This window comes from Corynebacterium pseudotuberculosis (assembly GCF_002155265.1).
GTDB classification, from domain to species: Bacteria; Actinomycetota; Actinomycetes; order Mycobacteriales; family Mycobacteriaceae; genus Corynebacterium; species Corynebacterium pseudotuberculosis.
The window spans coordinates 568,431-583,649 of sequence record NZ_CP021251.1; the positions used below are offsets into that span (position 1 = coordinate 568,431).

The 15,219-nt window shown below is 52.8% G+C and carries 10 protein-coding genes and 1 tRNA gene; 6 read left to right on the forward strand and 5 right to left on the reverse strand.

Annotated features, from left to right (window positions below; all coding sequences use genetic code 11):
- Positions 1-49: 49 nt before the first annotated feature.
- Entirely contained in the window at positions 50-1,438 is a 1,389-nt protein-coding gene (locus CpATCC19410_RS02785; protein ID WP_013241406.1) for a zinc-dependent metalloprotease, read from the reverse strand.
- Positions 1,439-1,519: 81 nt separating this feature from the next.
- Between CpATCC19410_RS02785 and CpATCC19410_RS02790 the strand changes: the two genes are divergently transcribed.
- Positions 1,520-2,575 carry a YlbL family protein gene (locus CpATCC19410_RS02790; protein ID WP_014401041.1) on the forward strand — a complete coding sequence of 352 codons (1,056 nt, stop codon included), beginning with the start codon at positions 1,520-1,522 and terminating at the stop codon, positions 2,573-2,575.
- A gap of 16 nt (positions 2,576-2,591) precedes the next feature.
- Here the strand turns inward: CpATCC19410_RS02790 and CpATCC19410_RS02795 are convergent, their stop codons facing one another.
- The gene (locus CpATCC19410_RS02795; RefSeq protein WP_014522693.1) at positions 2,592-3,296 is read right to left on the reverse strand and encodes a hypothetical protein; all 705 of its coding nucleotides are present in this window, start codon (positions 3,294-3,296) and stop codon (positions 2,592-2,594) included.
- 44 nt (positions 3,297-3,340) lie between these two features.
- Positions 3,341-3,844, reverse strand: a complete 504-nt coding sequence (locus CpATCC19410_RS02800) for a PPA1309 family protein (protein ID WP_013241409.1) — start codon at positions 3,842-3,844, stop codon at positions 3,341-3,343.
- Positions 3,845-3,985: 141 nt separating this feature from the next.
- On the opposite strand from CpATCC19410_RS02800, the gene CpATCC19410_RS02805 reads away from it, so the two are divergent.
- Together CpATCC19410_RS02805 and CpATCC19410_RS02810 are read left to right on the forward strand one after the other, a co-directional pair.
- A complete protein-coding gene (locus CpATCC19410_RS02805; RefSeq protein ID WP_013241410.1) occupies positions 3,986-6,952 on the forward strand; it encodes a UPF0182 family protein in 2,967 nt (988 codons plus the stop codon).
- A gap of 126 nt (positions 6,953-7,078) precedes the next feature.
- Positions 7,079-7,155, forward strand: a tRNA-Met gene (locus CpATCC19410_RS02810).
- Between the two features lie 7 nt (positions 7,156-7,162).
- Here CpATCC19410_RS02810 and CpATCC19410_RS11080 read toward each other — a convergent pair.
- On the reverse strand, positions 7,163-7,372 hold the full coding sequence (locus CpATCC19410_RS11080; RefSeq protein WP_014300532.1) for a helix-turn-helix domain-containing protein: 210 nt from the start codon (positions 7,370-7,372) through the stop codon (positions 7,163-7,165).
- On the opposite strand from CpATCC19410_RS11080, the gene CpATCC19410_RS02820 reads away from it, so the two are divergent.
- From CpATCC19410_RS02820 to CpATCC19410_RS02830, 3 genes are all read left to right on the forward strand, one after another.
- A complete protein-coding gene (locus CpATCC19410_RS02820) occupies positions 7,371-8,192 on the forward strand; it encodes an Abi family protein (protein ID WP_014401043.1) in 822 nt (273 codons plus the stop codon). The genes CpATCC19410_RS11080 and CpATCC19410_RS02820 overlap by 2 nt on opposite strands.
- Before the next feature lie 144 nt (positions 8,193-8,336).
- Complete coding sequence (locus CpATCC19410_RS02825) at positions 8,337-9,335, forward strand: hypothetical protein (RefSeq protein WP_232518570.1); 999 nt, start codon at positions 8,337-8,339, stop codon at positions 9,333-9,335.
- Positions 9,336-9,354: 19 nt separating this feature from the next.
- Positions 9,355-9,813 (forward strand): hypothetical protein, encoded by a 459-nt coding sequence (locus CpATCC19410_RS02830; RefSeq protein WP_014300535.1) that lies wholly within the window; start codon positions 9,355-9,357, stop codon positions 9,811-9,813.
- A 297-nt stretch (positions 9,814-10,110) separates the two neighbouring features.
- On the opposite strand, the gene CpATCC19410_RS02835 is transcribed toward CpATCC19410_RS02830, so the two are convergent.
- Positions 10,111-15,057 (reverse strand): DEAD/DEAH box helicase, encoded by a 4,947-nt coding sequence (locus CpATCC19410_RS02835; RefSeq protein ID WP_014522367.1) that lies wholly within the window; start codon positions 15,055-15,057, stop codon positions 10,111-10,113.
- Positions 15,058-15,219: the final 162 nt, after the last annotated feature.

The following is a 15,219-nucleotide window of genomic DNA, read 5'->3' on the forward strand; positions in this document are numbered from 1 at the left end:
AGCGGATCTGCAGCTTTAGCTTAGGAATCTAGCTCGGGGTTTCTCGGCGTTAAGACTTCTTGGGGTCTTGATCGTCGGTATCATCTTCCGGCTTGGGATTCTCCTTGCTTTCAGGATTCTCCCCCTCAGAAGCAAGCATTTCTTCTAGCTTGGTGATCTCCGCGATGGGGTCAAAGTCGGATCCGGAGGAGTCGTCGAGAAGCGCATCGATAAACTCAGCAGAAGATTCGAGGTCCTCGGCGGTGGGCAAGAAGTCCGGGTGATCCCATACGTGATCGCGGAGCTCAGTGCCTACTGCGACGCCTACTCGACGCCACAGCTCTCGGGCCTCAGCCACCTTGGGGGCGGCGAACTCAATACCCACGACCTTTGCAAATGCCTGCTCCGCAGAACCTCCGGTGGCGCGGCGGCGACGCCATGCCTCGTTTAATGCGGCTGTGGAGGGAATGCGGTTTCCCATAGCCTCAGTAACCACTATTTCTACCCAGCCTTCGATCAACGCAAGGAGGGTCTCTAGACGAGATGCAGCGTGGGAGTTACGCGAGGTAATGCGAGGGCTCATGTCGAGCCCCTGAAGCTGCTCCATAGCATTTTGGATCGCAGCGGGGTCACCAGACTCTAAGTTCAAATCACGCATGGCCTCTTCAATATGAGAAGTGTCGATGACCAGGCCTGCCGCATACTCCTCAACGGAAGACACTAGCCTTTCCCGCAGCCAGGGCACGTGTTTGAACAAGCGCTGCCGGGCTGCCTCGCGTGCGCTGAGATAGACTATGACCTCGCGGTCTTCAATTTTTAGACCAGAGGTTTCTTTACGCAAGTTAGCGGGGAGCAAGGCGGTGACACCTGTAGGGGCTATGGGGAGCCCGAAATCCGTGCCGGCGATAGTCTGGGTAGCCAGGTCACCTAGAGCGTGACCTAGCTGCATACCAAAATTCATTCCGGACATCTGATTCATGATCTGCATCATGGGGCCCACCATCTCGCGAGCCTCTTCAGGCAGCGAGTCAACCTGAGCTTGGGCCATGTTCTCAGCTACCGGGGTGACCAGACGCTTCCACATGGGAAGGGTTTGTTCTAGCCACAAGGAAGCATCCCAGGCAGCCACGGTATTGCCGGAGGCTGGCAAAATGGTGGCGTCATCAAGCCATATTTCCACCAGCCGGACGGCTTCTTCTACAGCAGCGGTGTCATTGTCCGAAACAGCTGTTGAAGAGCCAATTTGTTGCCTGGCAATCCGCTCTGCGAGGGCGTAGTTCACTGCCCCCTGTCCCTCGGGAGAATTCATAGTGGAACCCATCCCAGAGAGCATCTGTCCGAATTGGTTCAGCATGTCTCCCAAACCACCGGCGCCAAAGGGGTTGTTGTTGCGGCCGTTGTTATCATCATCGCCATTGCCGCCGAAGTTGAAAGAAAAACCGAATCCATTGGTATTCATGCTTCATAACGGTACCTATTCTTGCGCTATTTGTGCCATGTTGGAAGCAACGCTGTGAGCGAACATGTACCCTAAGGACTCGTGAAACGTCGTCTAAGCACTCTTACACTGGGAGCCCTTCCCATCGTTGTCTTGGGAACTCTTGTCACCATTGATCATGTTCCCGGAACTGATATTGATTTAACCGTGCCGTATGCGGCGGAAGGACCAGGTCCTACGTTTAACACACTTGGGCAAATCGACGGGCAAGATATCGTGGAGATCGATGGCGCGGAAATTGATAAGACCCGCGGCAATCTCAATATGACAACGGTTTCTATCCGCAGCGGGATGACTCTGGCCCAGGCGTTCAGCCGTTGGCTCTTTACAGACGACACGCTTATTCCCCTGGAACGCGTCTATCCCAAGAACAAAACCCCAGATCAGGTTAATCAAGAAAACCAGCTTGCCTTTTCCACCTCCGAGGCCTCTGCGACCATCGCTGCGATGAATCATTTGGGCCGGCCGGTGGAAACGGAGGTTGCGGGTATCGTAGAGGAATCTGCCGCACAGGGGATCCTCCATGAAGGCGACGTGATTGTGGAGATCGACGGCACGGCTGTTGGCGGCCCCAAGCAAGTTCGAGAGGCTGTCCGGAAGAAAAACGTTGATGATACCGTGACAATTACGTATCAGCGTGACGGGAAAAAACACGATGCCACGGTGAAACTGGGTAAAAACCCTAGTGATCCCAAAATTCCGTTCTTAGGGGTCAGCATGGCAGCCAAACCAGCTGACGGAATCACGGTTGATTACCATCTCAAAGATATCGGCGGCCCCTCAGCCGGCCTTATCTTTTCCCTAGCCGTGGTGGATAAGCTCAGCGGCGGAGAACTCAACGGCGGAAAATTTGTGGCAGGTACTGGAACCATAGATGATGACGGCACCGTAGGGCCTATCGGTGGGATCGCTCATAAAGTTCAAGCAGCCAAAGACGCCGGTGCAGAACTCTTTCTCGCTCCCGCTAAGAACTGCTCGGAGGCTGTAAGCCGGAACCATGACGGCATGACTATTGTGAGTGTTGACTCTTTAGAAGACGCCATCAAACAAATGGATGCCTATAATTCCGGCGGCGAGTACACAACGTGCAAAGAATAGCGGACAAAGAAAACAGTTAAGACTTAGCTTTGGCAGGCTCCGTATGGGTGGGGGTTTCCATGGCGGAGCTCTCTGCCTGCGGACACTGTGCTAATCCCAAAGCATAGATCTGTTCCGCTGGGTCTTTTTCATCAGTAGACACCATTTGCTGCATAACCAGGCCTTCATCGTTGTCTACTACCGTGATCACTGCGGTACTACCCAGAGTGGACCAGCCCACAACGCGACGCCCGGTATCTTCTACCACTCGTGAGCTTCTGAGCTCCGTGAGCAGCTGCGTTGTGGATGCGGCTTTAGAATCGGATTTAAAAAATTGGAATTGGCCAATTTTTTCTCCAGAACAAGCCATCGAATTTTGGACTCCGTTTGCGTCGCAAGAGTCAAACTGGTCAAAAAAATCCTTAGGCGCGAGCGCCGCAAACTGCTTACGGGCCTTCTCCAAGTTGGGATTCTTCTTTGTTTTCTCTGAACTTGTCTCTGCTGTTCCAGCATCTACCGTCCCGGTTCCCACCGATTGGCTGGTTTCCCGTGCACTCGACGCCGTAGGCGTCGTGGTCTCTGCCGCAGACTCTGAGGATGTTTCTGTTGCCGCCTGGGCTGGGTCATCTCGATCGTTTCCACAGGCCGTTACGCCTAAAAGACCGCATAATGCGAGGGCGCATGCGGATCTCCTAAAAACACGAATGTTCAGTGGCATCCGGAGAGCGGTGAGGGAAAGCACAAAATCAGCTCCTGGGGCATCAATCGGGCGGAAACAACTCGATTCTAATCCAACGTCATACGAAGAGCAGCGATAACTCCGGGGGCAACTCCAGGTCCGCCCCGCAACTCGATCTCATCAGCTGCAAAAGGACCACGCGCTTCCAACTCTTCTTCAGAAGGGCGCATCTGAAGAAGAGTCAACTCATGGTCTCCTTGGAGAACGCCGGAGAAAAGGCGCGCCGGGCGGGGGCCTGCTGCAGGATCGGAGGAATCTCTGAAGATGATTTCTTGGGCCAAAACGGCACCTATAACCTGGCTTGGCCAAGATACACGGGAGATATAATCCCCGAGTTCTTCTGATCCTGGCTGGATATGTTCCGGGAGATTATCTTGGACTACGAGCGCTAGGGGAGAGTCATCCTCTTCGGGGAGGGCGGAACCCACTAATTCTGCGGGGACCAGCGCAAATAGTGTAGGGGAGGCATCCCATCCCTCGGCGTGAATGAAATCGACTGCCTCCAGCATTGCCTTATTTAGTGCTTGGATGGGGTAGTCAGGAGTGCTCATTAAAAAATCCTTTACATTCACCTGTGAGGAAACTGTCGTAGACTAGGACATTACCTTGTCCATCGTAGAAAACTTTTGTATGGGATCCCCGTTGATTTCCGCGAATGTGACCCTACAAAGAATGAAATAAAGGAGTTCGAGTTGGCGAACGGCCTTACGCCTCCGTCCCCCTCGATCGGTCGCCCACCTAAGTTGTTCACCCGGATTGTGGTACTTCTGGTGATTTTGGGTGCGCTGGTCCCCACGGCAATTGGTCTTTATACCAATTGGCTGTGGTTCGGTGAAGTTGATTTTAGGGGGGTGTTTAACAAGGTCATACTGACCCGAATTGTGCTGTTTGTGGTGTTCGCTCTGGTTGCAGGGATCATTACATGGATTGCCGGATGGCTCACATACCGTGGTCGTCCCGACGAACTCGATGTTCTGGACCTAGAGGGCCCAATCCCGCAATACCGTGCGGTGGTGGAGCGCAGCGTTAAACGATTCTTGACCATTATCCCTATAGTCATTGCTCTTGTTGCGGGCTTCCTGGGGCAGCAGAATTGGCAAACCGTCCAGTTGTTCCTTAACCGCCAAAGTTTTGGCGTATCGGATCCACAGTTTGGAATGGACTATGGATTTTATGCTTTCATGCTTCCGGCGCTGCGTCTGGGGCTGGGCACGGTATCAATCCTTGTTGCAGTAGCCTTCCTGCTCTCCCTGATCGGTCACTACCTTCTGGGAAGCATCAGAATAGGCAACCAGGCAGCAGGCGTCCGAGGCAGTATCTCTTCCTACGCTCGCGTCCAGCTTTCCGTAACCGCAGGCTTGTGGATGCTTTTGAAGGTAGCCTCCTACTGGCTTGACCGCTATGACTTGCTCAATAACCGCCATGAGACTTTTACCGGCGGTAGCTACACGGACATCAATGCCGTCTTGCCTGCCAAGATCGTGCTGTTAGTAATTGCTGCAGTAGTTGCTCTCTGCTTCTTTTTGGTGGTTGTGCTGAAAGATCTTCGGATTCCGGCTGCAGCTACAGTTCTCATGGTGGTTAGCGCGGTTTCTATCGGAAGCATCTGGCCACTCATGGTGGAGCGTTTTTCTGTTTCCCCGAACCGTGCAGAGAAAGAGTCGGAATTTATCTCCCGTAATATTCAAGCGACTCGTTTTGCCTATGGCATCACTGATGACCAAGTAACTTACTTGAACAATTGGGGGGCTCAGGGGCCTAACTCGGATAAAGTAGCCTCGGATTCTGCCACAGTGAGCAACATCAGGTTGCTGGATCCTGAGATTATTTCTCCGACATTTACCCAGCAACAACAATTGAGAAACTTCTATGGTTTCCCCAAATCTCTTGCGATGGACCGCTACGTTATCGACGGGGAATTGCGTGACTTTGTGGTCGCCGCCAGAGAGCTTGATCCGAATGCTCTTCAAGAGAACCAGAGGGACTGGATCAACCGGCATACGGTATACACCCACGGAAACGGCATCGTTGCGGCGCAAGCGAACCAGGTGGATGAGGTAGCTCGCGACGTCGGATCCGCACGTGGCGGTTATCCGGTGTATACAGTCTCGGATCTGCAGTCGACAGACGCTGAGGCAAAAGAACTCGGCATCGTGGTCAAAGAGCCGCGCACGTACTACGGCCCGGTTATCGCGTCTGCTCGCGACGGCGCCGATTACGCAGTGGTGGGCTCGGACCAAGGTAACCCCGTGGAATATGACACCGACTCTTCTACCTACACGTATAAGGGTAAAGGCGGAGTGAACATTGGAAACCTCTTTAACCGCTTGGCGTTTGCCGTCCGCTACCAGGAACTTAATCTTGTTCTCTCGGATCGCGTGAATAAAAACTCGAAGCTCCTGTTCAACCGTGATCCCCGCGAACGCGTGCATAACGTGGCCCCGTGGCTGACCACAGATTCCACTACATATCCTGCGGTGATCGATGGACGCATCAAGTGGATCGTGGACGGATACACCACCCTTTCTTCTCTGCCATATTCGGAGCGGACGTCTATGACAGAGGCCACCACAGATACCACCGCGCAGGTTGGTAATAGTGCACAGCGCATTGTCACCGACAACGTGGGATACATCAGGAACTCTGTGAAAGCCGTAGTGGATGCTTATGACGGCAGTGTGGATCTCTACGAGTTTGATGAGCAAGATCCGGTGCTCAAGGCGTGGAAGGGAATCTTCCCGGGCTCTGTGAAGCCAAAGTCGGAGATTTCTGAGTCGTTGATGAACCACCTGCGGTACCCGGAAGATATCTTCAAGGTTCAGCGTAAGATGTTGGCTCGCTACCACGTTGATGACGCTCGTGACTTCTTTACCAACGACCGCTTCTGGTCAGTCCCAAGCGATCCATCTGCATCTGAAGGTCAGCAGAACATAGCGCAGCCTCCGTACTACGTGGTTGCTGCAGATCCTCACACTAAAAAGCCAAGCTTCCAGTTGATTACCCCGTTCCGTGGTCTGCAGCGTGAGTATTTGGCAGCGCATATGTCAGTGAGCTCAGACCCTGATAACTACGGCAAAATCACCGTGCGGGTCCTGCCTACAGACACCTTGACTCAAGGACCTAAGCAGGCTCAAGACACCATGATGTCTTCGGATCAAATCGCCTCTGACCGTACGCTGTGGCGCGACACAAATGATCTCTTTAACGGCAATCTCCTGACTCTTCCGGTCGGTGATGGTGAGATCCTCTATGTGGAGCCGTTGTACTCCCAGCGTAAAGACCAAGCCTCGGCATTCCCTAAGCTTCTTCGCGTGCTTGTTTCCTACCAAGGAAAAGTTGGTTACGCCCCAACTATCTCTGAGGCGCTATCGCAGGTAGGGATTGATCCTAAGGCGGCTCAGGATCTTGGCGAGGCCCGGAACCTGGGCAAGGTGCCAAAGAAAGATGATGCTAACAAGGATCAATCGAATCAGAAGGAATCTCCTAAGCCATCAGCGCCTGCCACTGGTACTGGTGCAGCGGGAGAAGCCATCCAAAAGATCAACGATGCTCTTAAAGCCCTGGAGACCGCTAAGGGCAAGTCCAATGAAGAATATGGTCGTGCGATCGACCAGCTGGACAAAGCCGTTCAAGACTATCGCCACACTATAGGCGGATAGTCCAGATGGTTAGACTGATCCTCAGTGCTTAGGTATATGGCGCCTGTGCTGGGGATTTGTCTATTTGTTAGGTCCTATGTAAAGTTACTCCTCGTTGCACAGGACATCTTGTTCTAAGGCAATCGTCGCGGGGTGGAGCAGCTCGGTAGCTCGCTGGGCTCATAACCCAGAGGTCGTAGGTTCAAATCCTGCCCCCGCTACCATGTTTCGTTAGCCCCCTCTTCGGAGGGGGCTTTCGTGTTTTTCAGGGGCCTTGGCTTGGTGGGGGATTAAATCATGCACGCTGATATCCAAAAGTTCAGCAACCGAAAATAGCTCAGCTAACGACCAAGAAATTTCCCCTCGCACTTTTCGGCCAGCGGTTGCACCAGAGATACCCAAAACTTCTCCAAGCTGTTTCTTTATGACGCGATTGACCATGAGTAAGAAAATGACCACGAGACAACACGCAAGACAGCTAACAAGGCAAGCTCTTGCGCAGAAAGTAGCTCACCAATCCGGCCTTGAGCCAATGAAGTTTCATTACTTTCTGGGGTATGCCCGCAATTTCAGAGAGTTGTACTTTGACGGAAAGTTGCCAGGCCGGAAAACGCCTGACCGTGTGTTCCGGTTGATTGATGTCGACGCTAAAGTTTCGGAAGTTCTCTATTCGGGTATTCGAAATGCTGAATGGCTATTGCGGCATTATCTCGTGCAAGAGTACTGCGAGAGATTTGAGTCTCGGGGTTCATTTCTTGATTTCGAAAATTACTTGAACTTGGGAGACGATTACACCAATGATCATTTAGCTCGTGGCTTAATGAATGACATTCTTGATTACAGTGAAACATATGTTGTAGAACAGCTTGCCGAAGTTGCTAAGGCTCTGAAGTGTCCGCCTCCTAAGCGGTGTGACGTAAGCAATTGGGAGCATTGTAAAAATCTTTCAGAAGACTTGGCGTTGTGGTCAGTCGTTGATAGTTTTTCGCTGGGGCGTTTGGTAAAGCTGATACAGCGCTGTGATAGCACCGCGGACGATAAACAACGTATTTGGCGTAAAATTGCCGCAGATATGGATATTCCCGCTGGGCGTTTTGGTGTAGGGATGGAATCGCTACGTTCATTAAGGAATCTGGTTTCGCATCAATCTAGACTTTGGCTAAGACCAACAACGAACACTGTCAGTAAAAAGGGCCAGTTTCATAAGAAGATTGGCCGTTGTCACAGAAATCCATACCCGTTTGGTGTACCGATAGGGTGAGAATGACGTCGTGACAATCAGGCCATGTAGGTTCCTTAGTGATGATGATCTGAGCCTGAATCTAGGTTGCCTAGGGAATAGTTGCAACGATCTTCCTCGAACGAACTTCAGCTAGAATATGCAATATCCTCAAAACTGACTGGAGTGCTTCTAAAGATGCCACTGAAACGACTGAATCGTACCGTCCAATTCTGGAGAATTGTTGATGCGAGAGATAACCAGCCACTGGAAAAGGATTATGATTGGGCTGCAATATTCGGTGACTTATACGGCAAAACTTCCCCATTGCTCTTCGAAGCAGATTTGGAAGGTCGAAAGTTTTTAGGCCAAGTGGTGACGCTTGGTGATAAGATAACAGAGCTCCTACATCATGAATTAACCGACGTATTTGGTAGTAAGGGCAGCTGTCAACATTTTGGCGTTATCCTTGCTGGTGATAAGGACTACGTGCCCAACCAGCAAAACAAACAATCAGGTGTTCAGCAACCCGTGGGGCTTAATGAGGGATGGGATGCTGTTGATAACTCCTTTGTCTGGCATCTAGCTTTCGGAAACATGTTTGCGATCCTATTGGAATCACAATCATCTGGCAGAGCTAATCGTTACGCAGCTTGGCTTACGCGATTTTTACGTCAAAGTGGAATCATTTCCGATCAGCAAGTGTCATATGAAGCAATTCCTGTCATTGATGGTGACGTTGTGGATCGAGCTCGGAAGGCAAAGGGAATCAAGGCTGTAAGCCTCCGAACTTCTCTAGGTAGAGCATCTTCAGCGAATAATCCTGTTAACCGCATATTTGCATCGCATAGCAACTATCACGATGTCGACATTGAAATAAAGATAACCACGCGGCCCGGGAGGAGTAGGCAAGAGGATGAGCAAGAAAATTTGGAGTGGTTCCGAGAGAATCTAGGAGATTTGACTGAGTTTTCGAAAGCTGTTGTGAAGACTGTGGACAGCAAGGGAACTATCGATGAGCTAAACTTGCTGAAAGAACGCTTGAGTCGAAAACAGAATATTACACTGGATACAAGTAAGTCGGCAGCCGACGCCATAAATAAGGATTCCGTATTTCCGGCTATTGTTGAGGCCTTCGTTAAAAATTACCGCGATTTGCAAGGCCTTAAAGATGATGGGCGTTAACAATTTTTAGAGGTGGAGTATGAGCTCGGTCACCAAACATGTGGGACTTTCCTGTTTGTTCTTTGGCGTCGTTTGCTTGGCCCTAGGAATCGCCATTAATTCGGCTAAGGCGGAAGTCTTAGCGAGCGCACTGACTAATTTGGCTGCCGTGAGCGGGATCGCGAGTGGCCTTTCGTTTGCTGCTTTATCAATCTTTACTCTTAACGGCACTTACCAAGAAAAAGTATTGAAGTATGTGGGAAATACCGTCCGCGGAACTCTCTTCTACATGCTATTTGTCGTTATGCTCGTGTCGGTATTTAGTGGTATTTCTGTAATTTGGGCTGATTCGTCGTGGATTAGAATTGTTTTCCCTATCCTAGTTTTCCTTGTGGTCGAGCCATTTTATATCACTTTTAGAATTACCTATACCGCATATGAATGGGAATCTGAGCCGACTAGACCAGACCCTATGGACTCGAAATATATCAAAAAGTAAGACAAAACCACCGCCCCTAACGCTCACACCTAGAGCGTTAGGGGCGGTGGTTTATCCCGAGTAGTCAGTTGCCTAGCTAGCGGTCAATTCTAGTAGCCAAAACCGGCCATGCTGGGTGTGTCACCTCGGCCGTTGCGGTTATCGACGGGGGCCTGTTGGTGACTCACTGCGCCCCGGTCACCTGTCCCGTAGACCCGCGTGCCACGGGCTCTAGATACATCACGCTAGGGGGCACAACCACCTGGTGTGACATGTGCGTCCGTGCAGTTATGATTTCCGCACTGTGGCAAAGTCGAATTAACCCTCGTCCAACCCCTCCACAATCCGCACCGTCTCCATGGCCACGCGCACAACGCGCCCGATCAGCTCCACGATGTAGAGCGGGTTGCCTACCTCGTCGGCCCAATCGTTTGGGTCATTAACAATCCCGGAGGCCTTGTCCGTTTTGACTTGGTAGCGATCAATCAGCCACGCCACCGCGGAGCGCGAGCCGAGCATGTACTCATCGGCCTGCTCCGGGATCCCGCTGATGGTGATCTGCCGGTTGTAGATCAGACTGGTCACGTCGTTGACGTTCTTGCCGGTCTCGGGGTCCTTGCGCTTAGCCCACCGCATCTTGGCCACCCGCCAGGTCTCGCGTGCGTCCTCGTCGCCTTTGACTTTCACGTCGAGCGGCCACGGCTCGACCGTTTCGTATCCGATGTGCAGCGTGAGCAGTTCGGCACCCGCACGCACAAACCGATCAAACTCCTCGCGGGTGGCCGGCGTTTCAATGTGCGGCAGCATCTTCTTCAGATCCGTCGCATACGCGTTGCGGTACGCCGGGTCATGCAGTTTGCCGTACATGAAGTGGAAGATGTCATCGCCCGTAATATCGCCACCGAGCGCCTCGCGGTACAGCATCTTGATCTCGACGGTGATGTTATCCACGCGCCGGTAGCCCTCAACAACCTCGCCGATCTCGCCATAGGCGCTTTCTTCAAAGCTTTGCTTGTCGACGCCCCCACGACCGAACAACCCACCATTATCCTCGGTAGGGTCCCACGTGAACCGGGGGAAGAATTGGCCGGATCCCGAACCACTTAGACACAAATCAGGTACGAGTTCAGTTGCAATCGCATTGAATCCACGAGCAGCACTACTTGCGGCAGGAATATAAAATCCAACATTGCGGTGCGCTGGCGTCGGAAACATCGTCGGCAGTTGGTAGCGACGGTGGTTTAGTTGTTCATCAAAATAGACGTGCTGTGCACAAAAAGGGCGGTAAAGACTGTTCATCACAGAGCCAGACTTTCGTAGAGGCTGCCTGCGCTCTAATTGGCTCTGGAGGCTCGACGACCACTTGCTCTTTTTCGGATCAACAAGTGATGGTTCTGTTGCAAATAATTGGGGGGCACTCTGACCATCTTGAATTTTGTCTAATGCCTCCGCGTAGTTTTGCTCGATCTGTTTTACTTTTAAATCAAGTTCCGTAGACGTGAACGAATACACCCACGCATCGCGATTTGTCTGGAGACCTGCAGAAAACGTTCTGAAGAACGTGGTGGACGTACCCTTCTTCTCGCCGATCACCGGCCACGTGGCGAAGTCCTCCGAGCGCTGGTTCAACCAATCACCGTGAACGTTTGGTTCAATTACTCGCCATTCGAGCGTGCCTACTGTTGAAGTCGAAATTAGTTCGAGTTTTTCCTCACGGGGCGCAGCGTCCGGAGTTTGAGCATAGGAAAGACGGAATCCCTTTCTTGATGAGTCTTTCACCGCGACAAAAATTGCAATCGTGGTCTGGGAGCCAGCACCAAAAATTTGTCCACCCTCGGATCTCCAATCAGAGTTGCGCATGTTCCCGCGCAGGTTAAACACATACAAATCCGTGAAGTCTTCAGCCATGGACAAACGCACACCGTCACCGGTGTTGCCGTCGATCCAGCCACCGTTGGACACAAAAGCAACAACGCCTTGATCTCCGATACGATCGGTGGCCCAGCGGAAGGCGCGCAGGTAGGAATCATAAAGCGAGTTCTTGTTCGTCGCTGTAGATTTCGCGGCATAGGTCTCCGCGATGCGCGCGTCCAAGCTGGGGTACTTCAAGTTCGCGTTGAGATCGTTTGCGGATTTTTGGCCTGCCGAATAGGGCGGGTTACCAATCACCACATTGATCGGGGCAGCCTTCTGGCGCTCGATCGTGTCGTTGTTCTCCCGGAAGATGTTCAAATCCGGGATATCGCCGTCCTCGTGGATCTGGAACGTATCAGCCAGGGCGATGTTCTTAAACGGCACGTACTCCGGTTCCGGCTCACCACCCCGCTGCGCGGCCTCGGCGCGCAAGGCGTTGTAGGTGGTCTCAATGTTTACAGCCGAGACGTAGTAGGCCAACAGCATAATCTCTGTGACAAAGATTTCGTTCGCGTACTTGCGCGCCAGATCTTCCGGGCGGATCAAACCCGACTGTAATAAGCGCACCGTAAACGTTGAGGTACCAGCAAAGGGATCGAGGATGCACACCCCTTCATCACTTAACCCGCGCCCAAAATGCCTACGCGAAACATCATCGGCAGCGCGCAAGATGAAGTCCACGATCTCCACCGGGGTGTACACAATCCCCAGGGAATCGGCTTGCTTTTTAAAGGCCTTTTGGAAGAAGCGCTCGTAAAGCTCCTTAATCACCTGCTGCTTGCCAGAGGCCGAGGACACCTCCGAAGCACGCACGCGCACCGAATCGTAGAACTTCTCCAGCGACTCGGTCTCGGTATCCAAATGCGCAGCCTCCAACGCATCCGTCATGCGCTGCATCACCTGGGCCACCGGGTTGTGCTCTGAGAAAGAATGGCCCTCAAAGAGCGCATCAAAAACCGGGGCGGTGATCAGGTGCTGCGAAAGCATACTGATCGCCTCATCTTTGGTAATCGAATCATTCAAATTGGCGCGCAAACCAGCAACAAACGCCTCAAACTCGGCGGCTAGTTGGGGATCGGCGCCGTCGATAAGCTTAGAAATACGCACGATATGCGACTGCGCAATCGTAGCGACATCATCGGCCCAATCCTCCCAATACGTGCGCGTGCCCACCTTATCCACCAACTTGGTGTAAATAGCCTCCTGCCACTTTTCCAAGGAAAACAGGGCGATCTGTTGGGCGGGATCGTGGGTAGGGTCCTCGCCGGGCTGATCTTCGGCGGGGCGGGTGTCGTCCTTGTCCAGCTTGTCTTTCGGGTTCTCCAGGTGATCCACCACAATCGGCAGCTCTTCAGTCGAACCCTCGTTCAGCGCAAGCGAATTCACCTTCGCGTTAAAACGATCATCGTGCGCGCGCAGGGCATTGAGAATCTGCCACACAACCTTAAAACGCGCGTTATCATTCAGCGCCTGTGCAGGGCTAACACCAGGGGAAACCGCAACCGGCAAAATAATGTAACCATAATCCTTACCCTCGGCCTTACGCATCACACGCCCCACCGATTGCACAACATCCACCATCGAATTACGCGGATTAAAGAAAATCACCGAATCCAAGCCCGGCACATCCACGCCTTCAGACAAACACCGCGCGTTAGTGAGAACCCGCGACTCATCGGACGGGAAATCAGCCTCCAACCACGTAATCTTGCCCGAGCGCTCCAGCGCATTCATGGTGCCATCCACATGCTGGGCGGTAACGGAAAGATCGACGTGGTGCAAGGTGGCGTCGACAAGCGAAGGCTCAACGTTCACCGCGTTTTGGTGAAGCAGCTCCTGGTGCGCCGCAATCAACGCCGGGAAAGACTCTGCAATCTGGCGCGAATGCTTAATATCCTTGGCAAAAGCCACCGTGCGGCGCATCGGCTGATCATCAGCGCCGAAGCCGCCCTTCTTGCCTTGCAGGGTACCCGAACGCTTGGCCAGCGCATTCCACGCGCCAATAATCGCAGACGCCGTGGTTAAATTCAGCAGCTCACTAGGGGAGTGGGCCAGGGCCTCGGCGGCGACGGACTCATCAACCGTCATCACCAACACCTTGTAATCAGTGAGCAAACCGCGCTCTACCGCCTCACCAAAACCAAGACGGTGGAACTCCGGGCCATAAATCGCCTCATCATCCATCGACGCCAACTCCGCGAAATGATCGGCGGCTTTGCCCTTGACGGTATCGTCGAAAAGCCTCGGCGTAGCCGTCATGTACAGCCGTTTCTCGGCCTTGATGTATGCGGGGTCATGGACCTTGACAAAATTCGAAGCATCCTGGCCAGCCAACGTCACGCCCGTAGTACGGTGTGCCTCATCGCAAATGACCAGATCAAAATCCGCCAAACCCTGCTGTTGCGCCTCATGCACCGCCGGCAACGACTGATAGGTGGAAAACACCACGTGCAAGCCCTTCGAGCGCTTGCCCGTTTCAAAGGCCTCTGCCAAGGTTTTCCCATCCGTGGACACCGGGATCTCCACATCATAGGAGGCAATATCCTCCGCCTGGCGGCCGGCCTTTGTATCCGAACACACCGCGAAACTACGCATGGACACCGTCGCCTGCGCCGTCCACTCCCTCAAGGTCTGCGACAGCAACGCGATCGACGGAACCAAAAACAAAACACGCGCACGGCCACCGTTCTTGTGTGCAAACTGCTCCGCAAGGCGCAGTGACGTAAACGTCTTGCCCGTACCGCACGCCATGATCAGCTTGCCGCGATCATGAGCGTTAAAGCCTTCCAGAGCTTTTTCAATCGCCTCCGCCTGGTGCTTGCGCGGCTTGAAAGGCTCCTTACGGGTGAGCTTGACCTCGATCTCCGAACCTGGGAACACCACGTCCCAATCCACCGGCGCCCCCGAAATATCCGCACGACCAATCCTGCTGGTCGGGATCATCTGGTTGGCAAGCGCCTCCTCAGCATTCTTCGACCACTTATCGGTGGTGGAAATAATGTAGCGGTGTGAGAAATGCTCTCTGCCTTGTTCAGTTTCAAAGGATTGGCCGGAGGCCTCAAAGAAGGAATCAATGTGCCTCTTTTGAATACTGGTGGACTCCTGGTAAAACTTCGCCTGGATAGCTACCCACGAACCATCTTCTTTTCGCTTAGCAACGATATCGATACCCGTATCCGGCTTACCTCCGTTATAGCGCCAGTCGCCCCAACGCGAGACCTCATCAAACTGCTCCGCCAGCGTAGGCGCCATGCGGAAGAAATTAACCATCAACTTCTCAAACGCAATCCCATACTTGCCCTGGGGTTGGTTATCACGCAGCTGATCAAGGACCTGTTCAAAAGACGCCATGAAAAAGATTATGGCACGTGGGGGTAAGGGGGCTGGGAATCAAAGCAGTGGCCCGGGGGGTGTACCGATTTTCCGCGGCGTCGACCCCTCACGATCTTATCGTCAAGACTACTCATACTAGGAGGTCCCTATCTTAAAAAAATCTTCGGCCTGGATAGGAGA